Source organism: Candidatus Galacturonatibacter soehngenii (assembly GCF_008830185.1).
GTDB classification, from domain to species: Bacteria; Bacillota; Clostridia; order Lachnospirales; family Lachnospiraceae; genus Lachnotalea; species Lachnotalea soehngenii.
Genome location: NZ_WAGX01000005.1, coordinates 755300 through 775977, shown reverse-complemented (window position 1 = coordinate 775977; position 20678 = coordinate 755300). Strand labels below are relative to the sequence as shown.

The 20678-nt window shown below is 34.4% G+C and carries 21 protein-coding genes and 1 riboswitch; of the genes, 15 read left to right on the top strand and 6 right to left on the bottom strand.

Annotated elements, in window-relative coordinates; all coding sequences use genetic code 11:
- Positions 1 to 112: 112 nt before the first annotated feature.
- Positions 113 to 1690, bottom strand: a complete 1578-nt coding sequence (locus F7O84_RS11095) for a flavocytochrome c (protein WP_151144950.1) — start codon at positions 1688 to 1690, stop codon at positions 113 to 115.
- 219 nt (positions 1691 to 1909) lie between these two features.
- Complete coding sequence (gene arcC / locus F7O84_RS11090; RefSeq protein ID WP_151144948.1) at positions 1910 to 2845, bottom strand: carbamate kinase; 936 nt, start codon at positions 2843 to 2845, stop codon at positions 1910 to 1912.
- A gap of 277 nt (positions 2846 to 3122) precedes the next feature.
- Between arcC and F7O84_RS11085 the strand changes: the two genes are divergently transcribed.
- A complete protein-coding gene (locus tag F7O84_RS11085; RefSeq protein ID WP_151144946.1) occupies positions 3123 to 3479 on the top strand; it encodes a SpoVA/SpoVAEb family sporulation membrane protein in 357 nt (118 codons plus the stop codon).
- A gap of 52 nt (positions 3480 to 3531) precedes the next feature.
- Here the strand turns inward: F7O84_RS11085 and F7O84_RS11080 are convergent, their stop codons facing one another.
- On the bottom strand, positions 3532 to 4461 hold the full coding sequence (locus F7O84_RS11080) for a S1 RNA-binding domain-containing protein (RefSeq protein ID WP_151144943.1): 930 nt from the start codon (positions 4459 to 4461) through the stop codon (positions 3532 to 3534).
- A 350-nt stretch (positions 4462 to 4811) separates the two neighbouring features.
- Between F7O84_RS11080 and nudC the strand changes: the two genes are divergently transcribed.
- From nudC to F7O84_RS11055, 5 genes are all read left to right on the top strand, one after another.
- Positions 4812 to 5648, top strand: a complete 837-nt coding sequence (gene nudC / locus F7O84_RS11075) for an NAD(+) diphosphatase (protein ID WP_151144939.1) — start codon at positions 4812 to 4814, stop codon at positions 5646 to 5648.
- 26 nt (positions 5649 to 5674) lie between these two features.
- Positions 5675 to 6703 carry a M42 family metallopeptidase gene (locus F7O84_RS11070; protein ID WP_151144936.1) on the top strand — a complete coding sequence of 343 codons (1029 nt, stop codon included), beginning with the start codon at positions 5675 to 5677 and terminating at the stop codon, positions 6701 to 6703.
- 117 nt (positions 6704 to 6820) lie between these two features.
- Positions 6821 to 7759 carry an ArsR/SmtB family transcription factor gene (locus F7O84_RS11065; RefSeq protein WP_151144933.1) on the top strand — a complete coding sequence of 313 codons (939 nt, stop codon included), beginning with the start codon at positions 6821 to 6823 and terminating at the stop codon, positions 7757 to 7759.
- A 52-nt stretch (positions 7760 to 7811) separates the two neighbouring features.
- Entirely contained in the window at positions 7812 to 8003 is a 192-nt protein-coding gene (locus tag F7O84_RS11060) for an alpha/beta-type small acid-soluble spore protein (RefSeq protein ID WP_151144930.1), read from the top strand.
- Positions 8004 to 8148: 145 nt separating this feature from the next.
- Positions 8149 to 8784: a hypothetical protein gene (locus F7O84_RS11055; RefSeq protein ID WP_151144927.1), complete on the top strand. Its 636-nt coding sequence runs from the start codon at positions 8149 to 8151 to the stop codon at positions 8782 to 8784.
- 18 nt (positions 8785 to 8802) lie between these two features.
- On the opposite strand, the gene F7O84_RS11050 is transcribed toward F7O84_RS11055, so the two are convergent.
- Positions 8803 to 9456, bottom strand: coding sequence for a flavodoxin family protein (locus tag F7O84_RS11050; protein WP_151144924.1), 654 nt, complete (start codon positions 9454 to 9456; stop codon positions 8803 to 8805).
- Between the two features lie 117 nt (positions 9457 to 9573).
- Between F7O84_RS11050 and F7O84_RS11045 the strand changes: the two genes are divergently transcribed.
- Complete coding sequence (locus F7O84_RS11045; protein ID WP_151144921.1) at positions 9574 to 9894, top strand: winged helix-turn-helix transcriptional regulator; 321 nt, start codon at positions 9574 to 9576, stop codon at positions 9892 to 9894.
- 43 nt (positions 9895 to 9937) lie between these two features.
- Here F7O84_RS11045 and F7O84_RS11040 read toward each other — a convergent pair whose 3' ends face one another.
- Positions 9938 to 11161, bottom strand: coding sequence for a 6-phosphofructokinase (locus F7O84_RS11040; protein WP_151144918.1), 1224 nt, complete (start codon positions 11159 to 11161; stop codon positions 9938 to 9940).
- A 206-nt stretch (positions 11162 to 11367) separates the two neighbouring features.
- On the opposite strand from F7O84_RS11040, the gene F7O84_RS11035 reads away from it, so the two are divergent.
- The 3 genes from F7O84_RS11035 (at position 11368) to F7O84_RS11025 (ending at position 13866) form a co-directional block, all read left to right on the top strand.
- Entirely contained in the window at positions 11368 to 12294 is a 927-nt protein-coding gene (locus tag F7O84_RS11035) for a diacylglycerol/lipid kinase family protein (RefSeq protein ID WP_192451727.1), read from the top strand.
- Positions 12295 to 12396: 102 nt separating this feature from the next.
- Positions 12397 to 13065 (top strand): phosphatase PAP2 family protein, encoded by a 669-nt coding sequence (locus tag F7O84_RS11030; RefSeq protein WP_151144913.1) that lies wholly within the window; start codon positions 12397 to 12399, stop codon positions 13063 to 13065.
- 468 nt (positions 13066 to 13533) lie between these two features.
- On the top strand, positions 13534 to 13866 hold the full coding sequence (locus tag F7O84_RS11025) for a hypothetical protein (protein ID WP_151144910.1): 333 nt from the start codon (positions 13534 to 13536) through the stop codon (positions 13864 to 13866).
- Positions 13867 to 13942: 76 nt separating this feature from the next.
- On the opposite strand, the gene F7O84_RS11020 is transcribed toward F7O84_RS11025, so the two are convergent.
- Positions 13943 to 14959 (bottom strand): glycosyltransferase family 2 protein, encoded by a 1017-nt coding sequence (locus F7O84_RS11020; protein ID WP_151144907.1) that lies wholly within the window; start codon positions 14957 to 14959, stop codon positions 13943 to 13945.
- Between the two features lie 225 nt (positions 14960 to 15184).
- A riboswitch (TPP riboswitch) is annotated at positions 15185 to 15285 on the top strand.
- Between the two features lie 32 nt (positions 15286 to 15317).
- Here F7O84_RS11020 and thiT point away from each other — a divergent pair.
- The 5 genes from thiT (at position 15318) to F7O84_RS10995 (ending at position 20675) form a co-directional block, all read left to right on the top strand.
- Positions 15318 to 16004 carry an energy-coupled thiamine transporter ThiT gene (thiT, locus tag F7O84_RS11015; RefSeq protein ID WP_151144904.1) on the top strand — a complete coding sequence of 229 codons (687 nt, stop codon included), beginning with the start codon at positions 15318 to 15320 and terminating at the stop codon, positions 16002 to 16004.
- A gap of 230 nt (positions 16005 to 16234) precedes the next feature.
- A complete protein-coding gene (locus F7O84_RS11010) occupies positions 16235 to 17731 on the top strand; it encodes a methyl-accepting chemotaxis protein (RefSeq protein WP_192451726.1) in 1497 nt (498 codons plus the stop codon).
- A gap of 32 nt (positions 17732 to 17763) precedes the next feature.
- Positions 17764 to 18780, top strand: a complete 1017-nt coding sequence (locus F7O84_RS11005; protein ID WP_151144898.1) for a ketoacyl-ACP synthase III — start codon at positions 17764 to 17766, stop codon at positions 18778 to 18780.
- A 277-nt stretch (positions 18781 to 19057) separates the two neighbouring features.
- Positions 19058 to 20026: an MORN repeat-containing protein gene (locus F7O84_RS11000; RefSeq protein ID WP_192451725.1), complete on the top strand. Its 969-nt coding sequence runs from the start codon at positions 19058 to 19060 to the stop codon at positions 20024 to 20026.
- A complete protein-coding gene (locus F7O84_RS10995; protein ID WP_151144893.1) occupies positions 20001 to 20675 on the top strand; it encodes a hypothetical protein in 675 nt (224 codons plus the stop codon). The genes F7O84_RS11000 and F7O84_RS10995 overlap by 26 nt, the downstream gene beginning before the upstream one ends.
- Positions 20676 to 20678 lie beyond the last annotated feature (3 nt).

Genomic DNA, 20678 nt, shown 5'->3' with positions numbered 1-20678 from the left:
AATGATGGAAAAATATGTTTTTTGGGGTTGAGTTAAGAGAATAATAGTTAGAAAACAGCAGGCATAGGAATTTTCCTTGCCCGCTGTTTTTGAATTAGAGTAAGGGTGCTTATTATTTGGTAAATTCAGCTGCTTTGATACCTGCCTGACGACCAAAAATAATAATTTCTGCAACAGAGTTACCGCCGATTCGGTTTTGACCATGCAAGCCACCAGTAACTTCACCAGCTGCAAAGAGTCCAGGAATCGGGTCACCACTTTCGTTTAGAACTTCTGTATTTGTATTAATTTTTACACCACCCATAGTGTAATGAATTCCAGGTGCGATTTGAATCGCATAGTAAGGAGCAGCGGATAAGTCGTTATCCATTCCTGTCGTTCTGCCAAATTCAGAATCATTTTTATCTTTTACACTGTTGTTCCAAGTATCAAGGGTTGCCTGTAACTGATCAGCTGGAATTCCCATTTCTTGTGCGAGTGCCTCAATGGTGTCACCTGTTTTCACAAATCCCATTTTTTCATATTGTTCGATTGCTTTCACACGAGATTTTACACCTGAATCAAATACAAGGAAAGCAGATTTCTCTGGTAAAGTATTGATTGCAGCGGTAACATGGTCACGAGTATCAAGCTCGTTTGTGAAACGTTTCCCTTCATTGGATACAAGAATGGCTCCTTCCCCACGAACGGCTTCGCCGATAAGGTAAGATTTATCTTGCTGAACGGTAGGGTGAACCTGAATTTGATCCATATCCACGGTAGTACCACCAAGTTTTTCAATCATCTGGATGCCATCGCCTGTGCTACCAACTTGATTGGTTGTTACAAGTCCTTTTAAATCAGGTCTAACTTCGGAGATGATATCTTGGTTAGAACCAAATCCACCAGTTGCCACGATAACTGCTTTTGCTGTAATCATTTTTTCATCGGTATCATTGAAAACAACCTTAACACCATTAACGTTACCATCCTGCATTGTTATTTCTTTAACATTCGCATTTACAAAAAGAGGTATGTCTTGCTCTTGTATATTATTTAGTAGACCATTAACTAGGTATCCGCCTACAGCAGAACCATCTTCAGGACGATGAGTACGTTTCTCATTCATTCCACCTGTAATGGTAATATTATTCAATTTAATACCAATAGAATCTAACCAGTCAATAGCAGCTCCTGAATTGTCTACGAAGAAACGAAGCATTTTTGTATCATTTGTATCATGACCACCCTTTAAGGTTTGTTCATAGAATAAATCATTGCTATCTTCAATTCCTTGTTCCTTCTGGAATTTGGTTTCAGAGGCATTCATTCCTGAGGAAGATTTCAGTGTATTTCCTCCAGCGATAGGCATTTTTTCAAAGATAACTGGATTGGCTCCATTTGCCTTAGCTTCAAGTGCGGCTGACATACCAGCACCGCCAGCACCAATGATAATTACATCGTAGCTGTCTTTTAATTGATCATATGGTGTGTAACCAGCTTGCGTTGCACTTGAAGTAGCGTCAGCTTCCTTCTCAGCTTCTTTCTCAGCTTCCTTCTCATTGGACTGCGTGCTAGTGTTCGTATCAGCAATTGCAGTTTGGTCGTTTGTTTGGGTACTTGCGTCTTTGCTATTATTGTTTCCACAGCCAGTCATAATGAGCATGGCAGACATAATAAGCATACATCCCATTTTTAGATTTTTTTTCATTTTTTCCTCCCGTTTTTAAAAAAATATATATTTGAATCAATCATGAAAAGTGAATGCATGAATCTTACATTGCCTTTCTTGTGTCAATTACTAACTTTTTATGACGATTCTTGTCTAGTATAGCACTAATTTGACGAATAAGAAAGAAGTAAAAAAGTCCGTATTACTAAGTTGGTCAAACCTAGTAACACAGACCTTAAATTGTATTAGATAAAATGGTTAGGAAGCAGTAATGATAGTCCCTGTTTTCTTATTAATTGCGTCTTTTGCTTTTTCTAAATGAGTGATAATAGCGCTTCGTCCTTCCTTCTTTTCTACGAATTCGATAGAAGCTTCTATTTTAGGAAGCATAGAGGTTTCAGGAAAATGTCCCTCTTTCTTATATTCCTTTGCCTCTGCTACAGTAATGGAGTCTAGGAAGACTTCTGAAGGAGTATTATAGTTAAGAGCTACTTTCTCAACACCAGTTAAGAATAGGATCATATCTGCATCAACCATATCCGCCAGTTTAGCTGTCGCACTGTCTTTTTCAATCACTGCGCTAGCACCACGTAGATGTGTGCCCTGTTCAAGAACTGGAATACCGCCACCGCCACAAGCGATTACCAATTGATCTGCATCACTAAGTGCTTTAATGGCATCTATCTCGTAGATATCAATTGGCTTTGGAGTTGCAACAACTCTTCGATATCCTTTGGCTTCTTTTACTACATAATTACCTTTTTTCACTTCTTCATCGGCTTCCTCTTTTGACATATATCTTCCAATCACTTTGGTTGGATGAGAAAAGGCTTCGTCAAACGGGTCAACACGCACCTGAGTAATAATAGTCGAAACAGGTTTGAATATTCCGCGTTCTAATAACTCACTTCGTATTGCATTTTGAAGATCATATCCAATATATCCTTGACTTAATGCTCCACAAACAGACATAGGAGCAACGGTGTAAGTAGAATCAAGACGGCTAAATTCTGTCATAGCGGTATGAAGCATTCCCACTTGAGGGCCATTGCTATGTGTAATAATTACTTGATATTTCGCCTCAACTAGATCGGCGATTGCCTTTGCTGCACGTCGTACTGCTCTTTGTTGATCTGGTATGATTGCACCAAATGCTTCTCGTCCAAGTGCAACTACGATTTTTTTCTTTTTCATATCAATACCTCATTCCTTGTAAATTACGAATCTATTCATTTTTATTACGAAGCTAAAAACGGATCATAACTGCGTTGAATTTCAAATATAACAAGTCCAGATCAAAAGGTGTTTTGTCCTTTTGATATCATTTCACGTAGTAGGAATAACATAAACTACACGACTTTATAATAATAATATAGCATAAAACAAAATCTGATACAACGGCAAACCTATGCATATATTGCAATTTGTAGGGAAATATAATACCAATGAAATAAAAAGGAGTGAAAACAAAATGGATTATATAAATGCGTTTTGGGTTGGCGGGCTTATCTGTGCATTGGTACAAATCTTAATGGATAAAACCAAATTAATGCCAGGTAGGATTATGGTACTGTTAGTATGCGGTGGTGCAGTATTAGGAGCGTTAGGACTTTACGAACCCTTCTTAAAATTTGCTGGAGCAGGTGCAAGTGTTCCTTTGCTCGGATTTGGTAATGTATTATGGAAAGGTGTAAAAGAGGCGATTGATACAGATGGTTTCATCGGTATTTTTATGGGAGGCTTTACTGCAAGTGCAGTAGGTATATCAGGTGCTCTAATATTAGGGTATGTAGCTTCTCTTATCTTTAATCCCAAAATGAAAAATTGATGCAAATAAATATAAAATCCGTAAAAGTGAGAACCTTTACGGATTTTTATTTTTAAAGTTTTAATTTGCTAAGTAAAGAACCAAGGCTTGTTGAGGCTTCTTCATCAGAATGATATTCAAACGAAGCTTCTTCTACATCATTTAATACTTCGTCATTTTCTGCCACTGCCTTCATGCTTAGGCTGATTTTACCCTCTTTTATATCGATAATTTTTACTGTTACCTCATCGCCTTCTTTGATTACTTCTTTTGGAGATTTGATACGACGTCCACAGATTTGTGAGATATGAACCAGTCCTGTTAAATCTTCGCCGATATTAACAAATGCCCCGTAAGGTACAATGGTTTCAACTTTTCCAGTAACAATTAAACCAGGCTGTAACTTAGAGATACGACTATTCTTATCCTCTAAAGCTTTTTCTTTTAAAAGCTCCTTAGCAGATAAAATAAGCTTATTGGCATCTTGATTCACTTCAATTACTTGTACATCAAGTTTTTGACCAACGAAACTTCCTAAATCTTCAACATATTGTAAGGATAATTGAGAGGCAGGAATAAAAGCACGTATTCCATTCAGATACGTAATAACACCGCTATTAACGGCTTCTGCTACTTTTACATTACTAACGGTTTTGTTTTTTTGCATTTCCTTTAATGCATCCCAAGAAAGTATATCATATGCATTTTTTCTAGAAAGAAAAATACGCCCTTCCATATCTTCATAGAGAACCTCGGCACTTACCTCATCCCCTATTTGGATATCAGCTTTAATGGAAAAACGAGGATCGTTGCTTAATTCTTCTAATTTAATAATACCCTCACTATAGCTTCCAAGATCAACCGTAACTTCTGTTTCAGATACACCAATTACAGTTCCAGTTACAATGTCTCCCTCTTTTAACTTTTTAAAAGAATTCTCAAGCTCTACCTCAAATTCTGCCATAGAAGGGATTGCTTGTGTAACATTTGTTTCTTCTGACATTTTATCACCTCTTAAACTTTTTATATCTCTAGTATAACAAATTTTACGTATTTGTAAAACAATTATGATATAATGTAACTTATCGGAAGGAAATCAAGCGGCTGCGAGGCAGACACTTGATTTCACCTGATAAGTTAGCGATAGAGCAAAGCTCTAGAGCTAGTTACACGAAGTGTAACTTATCGGAAAAAAAGGAAACTCAATTTTACTAAGTTCGAAAATACCTCACTAAGTAAAATTGAGTGCGTTCGTACTAAGAGAGAAAAATACTCTCTCTAAGTACTCACAGCAACCGGCTGCGAAGCAGACATTTGATTTCACCCGATAAGCGATACGAATAGGAGAACAATATGTTTCAAAATATAGCCCCACATAGATTTTACAATGAGTTTAAAAAAGATAAACTAACAGATAATGATTATCTTTTAATTTTTAAAGAGAATTCTTTGCTAATTCAGCAAAAAGAAAATGATATTCTATTTCCACAGCTTTCTGATTTGAACTGTGATTATTCTAAAGTAAAAGAAAATGTAATTTATCTTTTTTCAATTGATGAAGTTAATTATTATTATGTTCAAAATCTATTGATAGAAGAAAACATAGACTGGAAATATGAATTACTTCATAATATCAGAATTGCTAAACCAGAATGGAAGGTATTTGCAGCAGCGGTTGGAGGACAACTTCATCATTGGTATCAAAACCATAAATACTGTGGAAGATGTGCAACAAAAATGAAGTTGCATGATACAGAGAGAGCCTTACAGTGCCCTAGTTGTGGCAACCTCGTTTACCCAACCCTAAGCCCTTCGGTTATTGTTGGGATTACCAATCAAGATAAGCTGTTATTGACAAAATATGCTCATGGTGTTTATAAAAATTATGCACTGGTCGCAGGATATGCAGAAATAGGCGAGGAGCTAGAAGAAACCGTTCGACGTGAGGTTATGGAGGAGGTTGGATTAAAGGTTAAGAATATTACGTATTATAAATCACAACCATGGCCTTTTTCTGGGTCTTTGTTAGTAGGGTACTTTGCAGAGGTTGACGGGGATGATACCGTAACCTTACAAGAAAGTGAATTATCAGAAGCTACCTGGTTTAAACGAGAAGATATACCAAGGCCATCTACTACTATTAGCCTTACCAGTGAGATGATTGAGTTGTTTATCAATGATGAAATTTAATAAGATATAAAAGGAGAATTTAAAAGATGAATTATTTAGATTATATAATAGAAGAGACGAAAAACCTACTTGCAATTGATAGTCCATCAGGATATACAAAGGATGTGATTGCATATCTAAAGAAAGAGTACGAAGCTCTTGGATACGAGCCAATGATAACAATAAAAGGAGGACTCCTTGTTAAAATAGGTGGGAAAAATAAAGAAAATGCAATTCTTTTAGAAGCGCATGCGGATACCCTTGGTGGTATGGTGACCGAAATAAAAAGTAATGGCCGATTAAAATTAACACCAGTTGGTGGAATGAATGCAAACAATGCGGAGAGTGAAAACTGTAGAATCATCACACGGTTTGGTAAAGTTTATGAAGGAACCTTTCAGTTGACGAATGCCTCCATTCATGTAAATGAAAAGTACGATGAAACAAGCAGAAGTTATAAAGAAATGGAAGTAGTAATCGACGAAAAGGTGGATTCAAAGGAAGCAGTACAAAAGCTTGGTATCATGGCTGGTGATTTTGTTTGCTTTGATCCTAGAACAACTGTAACGCAAAGTGGCTTTATTAAGAGTCGTTTTCTAGATGATAAATTAAGTGTTGGAATCTTATTAGGATATGCAAAATACCTAAAAGAAGAAAACATAGAGCCTGAACGTGAGATTTATCAGCATATCACAGTATACGAAGAAGTAGGGCATGGCGGAGCAGCCTCAATTCCTGAAAATGTAGTTGAGGTGCTTGCAGTTGACATGGGATGTATCGGGGAAGGATTGGAATGCGATGAGTTTAAAGTATCCATATGTGCAAAAGATAGCAGAGGACCTTACAATTATGACGTAGTAACTGCTTTGGTTAAGGCGGCACAGGATAAGGATATAAATTATGCAGTAGACGTCTATCCACTTTACGGGTCTGATGCAGATGTTGCGTTAAGTGCGGGATACGATGTAAAACATGGCTTGATTGGTCCAGGCGTTTATGCATCACATGGCTATGAGAGAAGTCATAAAGAGGGTGTCTTGAATACATTTGAATTATTAAAGGCTTATCTAGGGTAAGACTTAATAGCTGGATTTCATAGATAGTGAACATGAGTTGACCAATTTGCATTCTATGTTACAATAAATATATGGATTAAAACAGAAATACTGTAAGAATGAAACTAGGAGAATCAAATGGAGAAAAAAAGTCTGGATTTAGGCCATAAGGATTTGGTTTTGGTAGCGAGAGCGTTAGCATCTGAAGTCAGAATCGATATATTGCAACTACTATGTAAAGAGAGCTTAAAGGTAAATGAAATAGCAGAAAGGCTAGATATTCCAGCCTCTACAGCAGCGTTAAATGTTAAGGTTTTGGAAGAAGCTGGTCTAATTCATTGCGATTTGCAGCCAGGTATCAGAGGCTCTATGAAAGTATGTTATAAGCAAGTAGAAGAGTTAAATATTATTTTAAATCGAAATGAAAATAATGATAAAAACAAAACTGAAATGATTAGTATGCCAATAGGTAACTACGTGGACTATAAAGTAACACCAACATGTGGAATTGTGAATGAGAAGGGGCATATTGATGAAGAGGATGAACCAAGGTGCTTTTATAATCCACTACGAACCACTGCAAAATTAATTTGGTTTGGAGCAGGATATGTAGAATATCGTTTTCCCAATGCAGCCATTCAAGAACGAAAGGTCAAACAGTGTGAAATATCATTGGAATTGTGTTCTGAGGCAGCAGATTATGATTTGAACTGTAAATCAGATATTACCATATGGGTCAATGGCTTAGAGGCAGGTACTTGGTGTTCACCAAGTGATTTTGGTGGAAGAAGAGGTAAGTTAAATCCTGACTGGTGGCCAGATAAGAATACACAGTATGGGAATTTAAAGACATGGAGGTTCACTGATAGAGGTACGTTTATCGATAAAGATAAAGTCAATGATAATACGATAGAAGATTATCATTTGGCGGATCATCCCTTTATATCCGTTCGAATTGGGATTAAGGAAGATGCAAAGAATATTGGAGGAGTCAATATTTTTGGAGATTCCTTTGGAGATTATCCTCAAAATATAGTTATGAAGTTAATCTATAAAAACGAAGCAAAATCTGAATAAAATAAGGAAATAGGGTGATACTCCTAGTAGCAGAAGCGAAAGGAGTATTTTTATGAGCAAAAAAGAAAAGAAAATTGATTTAAATAATATAGCACCAGAGGATAAGTTAAAATACGAAATAGCCGAAGAATTGGGATTGCTTGATAGAGTTCTTGAGGATGGATGGAAAAGCCTTTCAGCAAAAGAGACGGGTCGTATTGGGGGTATTATGAACAAGAGAAGGCGTAAAAAAGAAGACATGTAGCAAAATAAAAGATAGTGAAATTGTTTTTACGTAAAATAATTTTTCTATCTTTATTTACTTTACGTTTTTGTTAAGAGGGTTAATCTTAACGTATTTATGACGATATAACTTACAATTGAATCAAAAGAAGGGTAAGGGATGAGTTATGAATAATAATATTAATGTAAATTTAAGTGGAGTTTTTCGTAATACTGGACTATCAAATTCTTCAAAAAAAGAAGGTACGTCAATAAGCGAGGATAATAATAAGAAGAAATCAACAAGTGTATTTGGAGCACCTTTGATACAAAAGGTAAAAGGAACAAGTAAGAAAAAAATGTCTCCAGATGCGATTGCGAGAAAAATCGCACAAGGTAAGAAAGTTTCGAAAGAAGAAATTGAATTTTTAAAAGAAACCAATCTTGAACTTTTTAGAAAAGCTATGAGAGCAAATCGAATAAGAGAGAATTTAGAAACCGCCCTAAAATCAGCAAGGTCAGAGACTGCAAAGGCCGCAGCGATTGCAGAGGCTACAGCGCAGGCTAGCTTCCTTGCTGCCGCAGATGAAAAGTGTCAAGATGGAGAAGCTACCACAGTGGGAGCAGGGCTTTATTCCGATGCCATCCAAGCGGCGTTAAATAAACATGGTTCAAAGGAATTAAACAAAGAAATGGAAGAATTTATGAAGAAGACTTTATTAGATGAACAGAATCAATCGTTTAAGGAGCGCGATGAGATGGGCTTAGAAGAAGGTCCTACAACGAAACAGGGCGAAAGGTTGTCGACAGCGTCAACAACCTAAATATATATGCATTTGTTATTATGAAAGAGCAACTTTCACAAAGCTCTTTCCAAGATCAAAGGCCTTTTGACAATCAATTGGAAATTGTTCCTTTTTGACAATGGCTTTTTTTTCTAAATCAAATGCAGAGGATTCATACTTAGAATAGTCTTCAAATTGTGATGTATCATTTACATAGAATGTTTCCACACTTCCAAAGGTTCGCTCCAAAAATACTTCATTACGTTTTAGACTTTCTATGTAATTTAGTTCTGCCATTTGTTTGCTTGTAACATTCATGGTATAAAAAAGAGCGGTAGGAATGCGTCTAGGAAATATTGTTTTGTAGTCCTTGGTATAGGTTAAATAAGGATAAACGAGTCGTTCAAGGAAAGATTTCATCTCGCCAGATATTGAACCAAGAAAGATAGGAGAGCCAAATATGAGTGCATCGGCTTTCTTAATCTCTTCCAAGATTAAAGTCAAATCATCTTGATAAGAACAACTTCCATAGGTCTTACTATCTTTTCGTTTACAGGCAAAACAACTGACACAACCTTTAAAGTTTAAATCATATAAGTGAATGAGCTTTGTTTTTGCTCCAAGTGAGGCAGCACCTTCTAAAGCGTGAGTTAATAAAGTAGCAGTATTTTTGTTTTTTCTTGGGCTTCCATTAAATGCAATAATATTCATAATGTACTCCTTTTGATTACTTGATTTTATGTACCAAATTATATATGATAGTGATAGGTGAAACAAGTATGCACATTTTTGTTATATACTAAACTATATGTTAGCAAGGATAATATTATGGATTTTGAAAGCAAGTATGGAAAATGCCCGATTTATTACACAATGTCTGTAATGGAGGGAAAATGGAAATGGGTCATTCTATGGAAGATTTATCAAGCAAAATGTATACGTTACAATAAATTACGTGATAGCTTACTTCCAATTGCCCATCGAACACTAAGTAATCAGTTAAAAGAGCTAGAGGCAAGTGGGCTGATTTTTAGAGAACAATATAATGAAGTGCCACCACGTGTGGAATACTCTTTAACAGAGGAAGGAATGACCTTAATCCCCATTCTTGAGTTAATGTCTAAATGGGGTGAAAAGCATGTAAAATAAGAAAAGGATGTTGACTAAAAAAGTCATACATCCTTTTCTTATTTTAGAAATTACGATATGCAAAAAGAGGAAGACCATCCTTTTGTGGAATTGTTACATTACCCTGAATTAAAGGAAGTACATAGGAAATAAATTCATCTGCAATATCAGTGTCATGGTTAGTAATCCATTCAAGAGGTACTTTCTTTTCTTGATTACATACTTCATTTACATCTACCAAAGAAGTTGTAATCGAATAAGGTTTATTTGTGGCACGATGAAAGGCTACCATTTTACCAGTTTCTCCAGTAAGTATGGCTTGAACTCCCGCTCTACCAGCAAGTGCCGCCTCATCTAGATCTGTTTTTGATAAAAGAGTAGAGGAGCAACGCTGCGTTACATTTAGTTCAACTGAGCGAACCTTTACATTTAAATGTTTTTTTACAAGTTCTTCCAGATATTTGCCACAGCCTGCTAATACTTTATGACCGAAATTGTCAACAGAAACAGAGTTTACTTTTTCGCAGATAAAGTCACCTTTCTCATCATGAAGTCCCTCAGAGACACACACGACAAGATTTGTCTTTGTGTTTAAATGTTGCTTTATTTCCTTTAAAAAGTCTTCTTCGTTAAAACTAGTCTCTGGAAGATAGATAAGAACTGGATTATCGTTTTTAAATTTTCTTGCAAGTACAGAGGAAGCGGTGAGCCAACCAGCATGACGTCCCATTATCTCTACAATCGTAACAGATTTTTTATCGTAAATGGCTGCATCCATTGCAATCTCTCGAACTGTGGTAGCAACGAACTTTGCGGCACTACCAAAGCCAGGGGTATGGTCTGTCAAAATCAAATCATTGTCTATCGTTTTTGGAATGCCGATAAAACGAATGGAGCTTTGGATAGATTCGGCATAACGAGAAAGCTTGCTTACCGTATCCATAGAATCATTGCCACCTATATAAAGAAAATATCCGATATTTAGGCGTGTAAGCTCTTCAAAAAGTTTTGCAAATACTTCATCCTCTAAATTAGCTGGAAGCTTGTAACGACAAGAACCTAAATACGCACCAGGAGTTGTCTGAAGCACTTTTTGCTCGTTGGAATCTAATTGTTTTTTGAGAGAAATGACATTACCTTTTAAAAAACCTTCAATTCCATTTACCATGCCATAGATCTCATCAATGTGGTTTTCTGCTTGTAGAGCTTCCAAAATAACACCATATAAACTTGAATTAATAACGCAAGTCGGTCCGCCAGATTGACCAACAATAAGATTTTTTTTCATAAAATTATTCCTCATATTATGCTGTAAAAATAGAATTTACAACTGCTTCTTTCTTGTATTTCATTTATAGTATCTTTTTATTCTTTAATAATATACCTTATAAGACAATATTTGACAAGAGACCTTCCATTCTTTATGCAGTTGACCAAGAGCATTTTAACTGTTACTATAAAACTATGAGTGGACAAAGGAGGAGATTATCATATATGCTTTATTTCATTGTCAATTTACATTCAAAATCAGGATATGCAAAAGTAATCTGGAAACAGGTAAAAAAAGAGTTAAAAAAAGAAAATATCAATTATAAGGTGTTTTTTACGGAATATAAGGGACATGCAACCTGGCTAGCAAAAGAACTAACGAGCAATCATCAAAAGCTTCGATTGGTTGTTTTAGGTGGAGATGGTACGGTAAACGAAGTGGTAGGGGGTATTCTTAATTTTAAAAATGTAACCCTAGGTTATATTCCCACAGGATCAAGCAATGATTTGGCTCGAAGTCTTCGTCTTCCATCAAGTCCCAAAGAAGCGATATTTAATATACTAAATCCAAAGTATTTTGTCCATTTAGATATAGGTGAGGTAAAAGCGAAAAATAAAGCCAGAAGATTTATTGTCAGCAGCGGAATGGGATTCGATGCTGCAATCTGTCAGGAAGCGTTGGATTCGCAATTAAAAAAGACGTTAAATAAGCTTAAACTTGGTAAGTTAACATACGTGGTACTTGCATTAAAGCAAATCATAATGTTTCAAACCGTTAATGTAGAAGTAACCATCGATGAAACATATAAAAGAAATTACAAAAGAATATATTTTATATCATCACATATACATAAATATGAAGGTGGTGGCTTAATGCTCTGCCCAAATGCTAGCTATCAAGATGGGAAAATAGATGTATGTGTGGTGAAAAACATTAGTAAAGTAAAATTATTGTTTTTTCTTCCAACTGCATATTTTGGAAAGCATACAAGATTTCAAGCAGTTGACATGATGCGATGTAAAAAGTTGAGATTAAAAGCTTCAAAAAAACTTCATGTGCATACAGATGGTGAAATTTTTGGGATACAAGATGAAGTTTTGGTTCATACTTTAAATGAGAAGCTGACCATGATAACTGGAAATATCTTTTAGTTACTTAAGACTTTATTAAGTTATTGAGAATTAGTTGTTAATAAAAAAACAGTATGCTATAATTCACAGTAGTACATTCCATTCTTTGAAAGGTTGGTATTTATGAATTTAAAAGAGTTTTTAAAAAAATATAAACATGCTGTAACGTGGCTATATTTTGCAATATATCTTCCATGGTTTGTTTATTTGGAGAAGCATGTAGTAAAATCTTACCATGTCATTCATATGGATATAGACGATAAGATACCGTTTAATGAGGTGTTTATTATTCCTTATATGCTATGGTTTGCATATGTAGCTGTTACTTTTTTGTATTTCTTTTTTTATGATATGAGAAGTTATCGGAAAATGTGTTTGTTTTTATTTTCTGGTATGACCATTTTTTTGATTATATCAACAGTCTATCCAAATGGTCATTTGTTAAGACCAACAACGTTTGAGCATAATAATATTTTTACAAAAATGGTGAGCGCTCTCTATAAAGCGGATACACCGACTAATTTATTTCCAAGTATACACGTATATAATTCCATTGGAACACATCTTGCAATTGTAAAGAGTGATAAGTTAAAGGAGAAAAAGGGACTTTGCTTTGCATCATTTATATTAATGACATTAATAATTATGTCCACAGTTATGCTTAAGCAACATTCTGTATTTGATGTAATCACTGCTTTTATTATGGCAGGAGTTGCATATACTTTGGTATATCGTAACGAATTAATTTTATCAGATAGTAAAGAAAATGAATATCAACGCACTCTCTCTTAATGCTTAAAGAGAGGGAGGACGATGTTGCAGATGTATATTGATTTAGAGTGTAGACAACTAGCTTCTTTTGAGGAAGCGGTTGTCTTTTTTTAGTAGAACTTTTGTCGAGAACAGTTATTGAGTTTGGAGAAATGGAAAGATTTGGAATAATCATATAACGTTTTGTTAAATAACATTATATAATTAAAAAATTGAAAATTAATTATAATTTATTAGATTAGATGACTAATGTTAAATATTAAGGAAATAAGATGTAAAAATAAAACAATTTATTAAATATAGAAATAAAACAATCCATATAAAGAACTTGACAAAAAAAAAATTAAGTGTTTATAATAATAAACATAATATATTATAAATTTAATAATATATTATGTGGGATATAATAATTATAAAAAAAGGGAGAGGGGGATAGTGTATATTAGATCAGAACATGAGTTATGCATTTGATTTCACAGCGAGGAAATAATGAATAAAGTAATAAAGTTTCTTATAAAATATGCTCCTAAAAAAAGATATTATTTTGCAATTTGTCTCTTTATCTTAGTTCTTTCATTTGTAAGAAAAACAGGACCAATCTACCACGATATGAATTATTTTACGTATGAATATGGATTGATAAATCCTTGGGTAGTTGTTTATCATAATTATCCAATGGATATGCAAAGATTATATCACATGTTGACTGTTTCTGATATGGGAGCTGAGTGGAGCCTACAGTATATTTTTATTGATGCTGGTTTTATTTACATCATATTAATGATAGCCAACCTAATCTATAAAAATGGAAAAAAGAAGTAATAAAAAGAGTATAAATCAAGGAGCACAACATACCTAGAATGAGGTAGTGTGCTCCTTTTATGATTAAAACAAAAATTTAATTAAATCCAAAAAACTTTTGGGTTAATTTATAGCCAGCAATTGATACTTTTCTGCCACTTTTCCCAGGAAGGTTAACATAACGGCCTAAAAGTCCAAAGCGAAGCTTAAAGTAAAGTCTTTTATTTTGTTTTTTCAAATAACGCCATAGCTCTTGTTTCTTTTCAAAATTTTCATCCGTTCCAGAACGTATTAACAAAATGGATGATATTGTGGTAATAATCTCCAGATAACTAATCATGTACTTTCGTAACTTTCGATTGGCTATTTTATATACATCATAGGATTCAATCATTAGTTTATTTACAAAAATCTGTTGATCAATTCTTCCTATCATCACACTTTCATGAACTGATTGGTCGTCTCGTCCTATAAAGTAGCGATAGAAATTTACATTTAAATAATACATTGTTTTGACAAATGGTAAAGGTTGATATACAAATAAGTTATCTACGTAAAAAGTGTGCTTTGGAAGCTCTAATCTGCAGTCAATTAAAAGTTGAGTACGGTAGATAACAGAATGCATTAAAATATACTGACCTTTTTTAAAATGCTTAGCTTTGTCCCAAGTAAAGATCTCATCTTGAGGAAAGGCACTCTTATAGCTCATAACCTTTTTATGAGATGCACCTTGTTTTTCGTAGACAAAATTACTGATTAGCATATCAAGGGATTGATTTCCGCCTAATATGGTTCTTAACGTATCTAAAATTTTAAAATATGCTTGGTCGTTTACCCAGTCATCACTGTCAACAACCTTAAAATATAAGCCAGTAGCATTCTTGATTCCAGTATTAACAGCTTCTCCATGACCACCGTTTGGCTGATGAATTGCTTTGACAATGGATGGATAAGAAGCGGCATATTCATTGGCTATTTGTGCGGTTTGATCAGATGAACCGTCATTTACAATAATTATTTCAACATCCTCTCCGCCTATCAACAGAGAATCAATACACTTTCTCATATAGTTTTGCGAATTATAGCAAGGGATTGCTATAGATAAAAGCTTCAAAGTTGTTTCCTCCTTGTATGGAACATTTTAGTAATTATCATTACTCCCTAGTATTATAATCGTTTTTCTGAAAGATTAAAAGATACAATTTCTTAAATAAAGATTAAGGTTCATAATCATTCTAAACCCCACTTCTTTTTAATAGTATTTGTTAGAAGATAATAAAATATAGATTGACTTTTTTTAAAAATAAAAGTATATTAAACTTGAAACAATTTTATAGCATTTTAATGCTAGGGGAGCCATTGGCTGAGACAGTACATTTGTACGGACCCTCATGACTTGAACCGGGTAATACCGGCGTAAGGAAGCACACCAAACAGGCCCCTCCAAGTTACTTACTTAAGGAGGATTTTTTATGTCATTTTTTGTAACCAAAGTAGTGGATGATTATGGTACCACGTATTCCATCACAGGTGCTGGTTATATCATTTTAGTGATTGCAATGCTTGCACTTATCCTTTTGGCAGGATTGATTGGTAAAAAGGAGCAAACCAAACGTATCAATACCAAATCCATGATATTTGCTGGACTTGCGTTGGCGATTGGAATCGTAACTTCCAAAATAAAGTTTTTGGACTTGCCTATGGGAGGCTCTGTAACACTACTAAGCATGTTATTTATTTGTTTAATTGGATATTGGTATGGCTTAAAAGTTGGACTTATGACAAGTGTTGCATATGCATTTTTACAGCTTATCATTGATCCATACATTATTAGTTTGCCACAAATGCTACTTGACTACATATTTGCATTTGGAGCCTTAGGCCTTTCAGGCTTATTTTCCAATAAGAAGAATGGACTGATAAAGGGATATATAGTTGGAATAGTTGGCCGCTATATTTGTTCTGTATTATCAGGAGTCATCTTTTTTGGAATGTATGCACCAGAGACGATGTCACCTCTCACCTATTCATTAGCTTATAATGGAGTGACAATTGGTGTGGAAGGAATTATTACATTAGTTGTGATTGCCATACCTCCTGTAGCGCATGCTTTTACGTATGTAAAAGGATTTGCTACAGATTCGCAGAGTTTGGCTTAGATAAAGAAATAAAGGAGAGTGTAGGTTTAAGCCCACATTCTCTTTTATTTTATGCGGGGAATTGTATGACTTCTTATAACAAAATTTGGCGATTGTATTTATTCTATGTTTCAAACAACAGAATTGAAGCTAGATGATAAATGATTGGTTAATTTTGGTATTAAATGCATTCTAGTTTATGTCGATATATATTTGTAAATTTTGTTTTGCATAGAAAGGGGATATATCGCATGGAGGCACAAAAGAGAATAAGTTCTCGTGAGTATGCACAAATTAAAATAGCTACTAAACTACTTTGGATTTCTGTAATTCTGGGGGTGATATGTAACTATTTTGGAGGGTCACCTAAGAATGTTATCGTTGTATTAGTAACATTGGGGGCGGCCGTAGCAATTATTTTTACCATTGTTGCGTGGAAGAAAGTTTTAATATCTAGTATGAAATATTTCGCATTTACAGGGTTAATTGTTCATGCAATTGCAATAACAGTCGTACACCCAAGTTTAAATACGGTCTTTTTATTATTTTTCAATCTAATTTTTATCAGTTTATTCCAAAAAAGAATTTTAATCGTTTTAATTTATGTGTCAAATATTATCTTGTTAATTACATTCTATTTTATGTATGGAACGAAGATGTTTATTAACTATGACAATATGCAAGGGATTTTAATCATATTGTTTTATATGTGCTTAGGTTGCATCATTTTATGTGATTTGGTTCATTTAATTAATCAACTACAAAAGGAATCCGAAAAGCAAGTAGAGGAAATTAAAAACAATAATGAATCAATTAAAAATTTACTTATAAAAGTAACCGATTCTATCAACTTTTTAAAGCAGTTTAGCGAGTTGGTAAAAAAATCAGTGAGTGAAACAGCAGAGGCTTCTAGAGAAATCAATGATTCTTTTACAAATGCAGCTGCCATTACAGAGGAACAATCTATATCAGCTACTTCCATCTATGAGTATATGGAAAAGAATTATGAACATACGACTTCTGTTTATCAAGTATCTGGTGAGTTAGAAGAATTATCAACAAAAAATGTTGAAATCATCAAATCAGGTGATGTATCTGTTAAATCAATGGCTGAAAAATTCAAGGAGCTAAACGTAATCATAGATGATACTGCCACGTTAATGCAGGCATTTACTGGTCAAACTCAAAATATTGAAAATATTTTACAAAGCATTGATAATATTGCAGAACAGACGAATCTTTTGGCACTAAATGCGAGTATTGAAGCAGCCAGAGCAGGAGAGCTTGGAAAAGGATTTGCTGTTGTAGCTGAAGAAATCAGGAAATTAGCAGAAAATAGTGCAAATAGTGTAGAACAAATTGGAGGGATTTTAAGGCCTCTTCTTAATAGTTCTACGGTTATTGCAGATAAAATTAATCACGGACAAGAGGCAATGAAAGAAAGTTTACTTCGTACGGATGAGACAGTAACTACTTTTGCGACTGTATATGAATTCATTGAGAAAGTAGTAAGTAGTATTCGTGACATTCATGAAAAGGTGAGTGAATTAGAAAACAATACAAAACTAGTTACAATGCAGACAAAAGAAATATCGGTATCAACGGATGCAATGTCACAAAACATAACAGAGGTTGCAATTAAGTCCGATGGACAAAATACAAATATGCAAAACATCTATGAAGGTTTCCAAAGTTTGGATGACAAAATTCTGGAACTGATAAATTTAATTTCCCAAATGGAACAATAAAAAGGCAAGTACATTCTGGAAAGGAGATTCATATGCAGCGAAACATAATTATGAAAGCAACAGGAATCTATCATCCAAGGGAAGTAGTCTCGAACCAGTTTTTTGTAGATTATTATGCAAAGATGGATCCAAAACTTGGTGTCCAAGTGGAGCATCTTATGGCACATTTGGGTAGAAAAAATAGATTTATTAGCAAGGATAAAAAAGAAACCGTATTAACAATGGCAGAGGAAGCAGCAAAAATTACTCTAGCCAAGGCGAAATTATCGCCACTTGATTTGGATGGAATTATTTTTAGTACAGACACGCCAGAGTACACCTCTCCTTCAAACGCAATTATGCTAAGACATGCACTTGGAGCAGAAAATGCGCACACAGTGTATGATTTAAATGCAAATTGTGTTGGTATGGTAGTTGCGCTAGATCAAGCCTCTGCTCTCATGAAAAGCAATCATAGAATCAAGCGGATTATGGTAGTCGGATCGACCATGATTCATCACTACGGTTTACCTACAGACCCCATTACCTATGCTTGTATGGGAGATGCAGCTGCCACAGCCATATTAGAAGTACAGACAGATGAATCGGAAGCTGGATTCCTAGATTCTGTTTATGCAACGAATACAAACCTACATGACTATATTTTGATGCCAGAATGTGGGTTATCCAATCTTTATGATTCTACTGTAGCAGAAGAAAAGAAGAAATGGAAATGGACTCCTTTTGATACCACTGAAGCCGAAAACAGATGCGCCAAAATAATCAAACAGGTTGCAAATGAAAATAAGTTAGAGATGGAAGATATCAAAATGGTCTTTATGACCCAATTTTCAGAAGCTGCAATTAACAATGTATCCTCACAACTTTCTTTTCCAAGAGAAAAATTGAAATATGTGGGAGATATCTATGGATATACAGGGACAAGTAGTCCAATTCTTGCATATACCCATGCGATGGAAGAAAATGAAGTCTCAAAAGGGGATTATTGTATATTTTGTAGCGTAGGCTCGGGATTAACGGCGTCTGCGGTGTTATATAAGGAGTCGTAAAAGTATTTGGGCCCAGCATCAAAAGATGCTGGTCTAGGGCTGTTGACAAAGTCGACAGCCTTTTAAAGTCCTGTATAACGCCATAAAAACACTCTGCTTTCATAAGCATTTGGCAACACCTTGGAACTAGTATCAGAAGAAGGTGTTAATTTCACAAATTTTTCACATAAATGGTATAAATGGTAAGTGCTAATAAAAAGGAAATAGGAGTGTGGGAGTAATGAAAGGGAAAATCAAAAAAAACATAGTTCTCATATGTATACTATGTCTTCTTTGTGTGCTTATTTTTATAAGAGAAATACCAAAAGATAAGCGTGTAATAACAGCCAATTTTTTATCTAAAAAGGAAGAGCCTATTGGATATATAGAAGAAAAGGAATACATAGTAAAAAATTCTGATAGTTCAAAAAAAAATAACCAAACGAGTGATTCCCAAGAAAAGAATTCAATCATAAATAAAGAGTCGAAAGAGAGCATAACAGCAGAGACTACAGAGTCCAAAGATATCGCTCAAGTATCAAATTATGAAGAAAAAGGTATGCGAGACTATAATACAAATTATTCTAATATCAATGAAGTTACAGATAATTATTATGAAGGATATGGAGAATATGATAGCCCCGATGGATGGTCTTATCAGGGGGATTGGGTACATGATGTAATTGAGGGGCGAGGCTCTATGCAGTATCCAAATGGTGACTCCTATACAGGGGATTTTGTGAATGGAGAAAAATCTGGAGAAGGTATCTACTATTTTGCGGATGGGTCTGTATATGAAGGAGCATGGGAGCACGATATGTGGAATGGTGAAGGTTCTTTCACAAGTGTTCATGGTTTTTCGTACAAAGGAAATTTTAGGGAAGGATTAAAACATGGATTTGGCATTTATGTATTTGCTAATGGGGATTGTTATAAAGGAAACTTTGTAAATGACAGGGAGAATGGAGAAGGAATATTAATATCAGTGCAAGGATGGACATACGAGGGAAGTTTTAAAGATGGAAAAAGAAATGGGACAGGGAAGATGACCTATGAAAATGGAGATTATTATACTGGTGAATGGGTAAACAATGTAAAAGAAGGATATGGTTTTGAAACATATCAGGATGAAAATAATAAAAAAATTGGTTCCTACGAAGGAAACTTTAAAAATAATCTTAGAGATGGGAAAGGAATATTTACATATTCTAATGGAATTATCATGGAAGGAGAGTGGATAAATGATGAATATGTGGGAGGAGAATAAAAAGAAATTATATCTTTTTAGTAAAGGAAAATGCAGACATTTTATTATGCTATTTTGTGAGAGTTTGTCTCTTAGCATAGCATCATATTTCTTTATTCCTTTTATTGTATCAGACTTTATTAATCATAGCTTTTATTTTACAGCATGGTATTTTATAGGAATATTTGCAATATGCTTTGGTGGTTTTGGAATGCTTTACTCTATGTTTTCATTCCAAGGGAAGATGAGAATCAAAGAAAAACTTTATATACTATGGAAGGTTTTCATAATATTTATTGCAATTAGAATTATATTAGCAGTACTATTTGGTGTAATTGGTGTGATTTTTGTACAACGTTTCGATGATATAGATAGGTTGAAAAGTTTTATAGACCTGGGACTACAATTGGCAAATGGGCCAGTGAACGCGTTTTTATTACTGTATTTTGTAAAGTTAATGAATGGTATGCAGTGGAAGTTTATAAAAGACCATATGTTACTTCTTGCAGTTTTTTGCTGCGCCCTGACATTGATAAATTCTATAATGCAAATGATTGGAGCTAGCTATGGAGCATTAATAGTACGTTCTTTTATATCTGCTGGAACGATAACACTTGTCATAATAATTACATTTTATATAACAAATCAGGAAAAAGTTAACGAGAGCTAAATT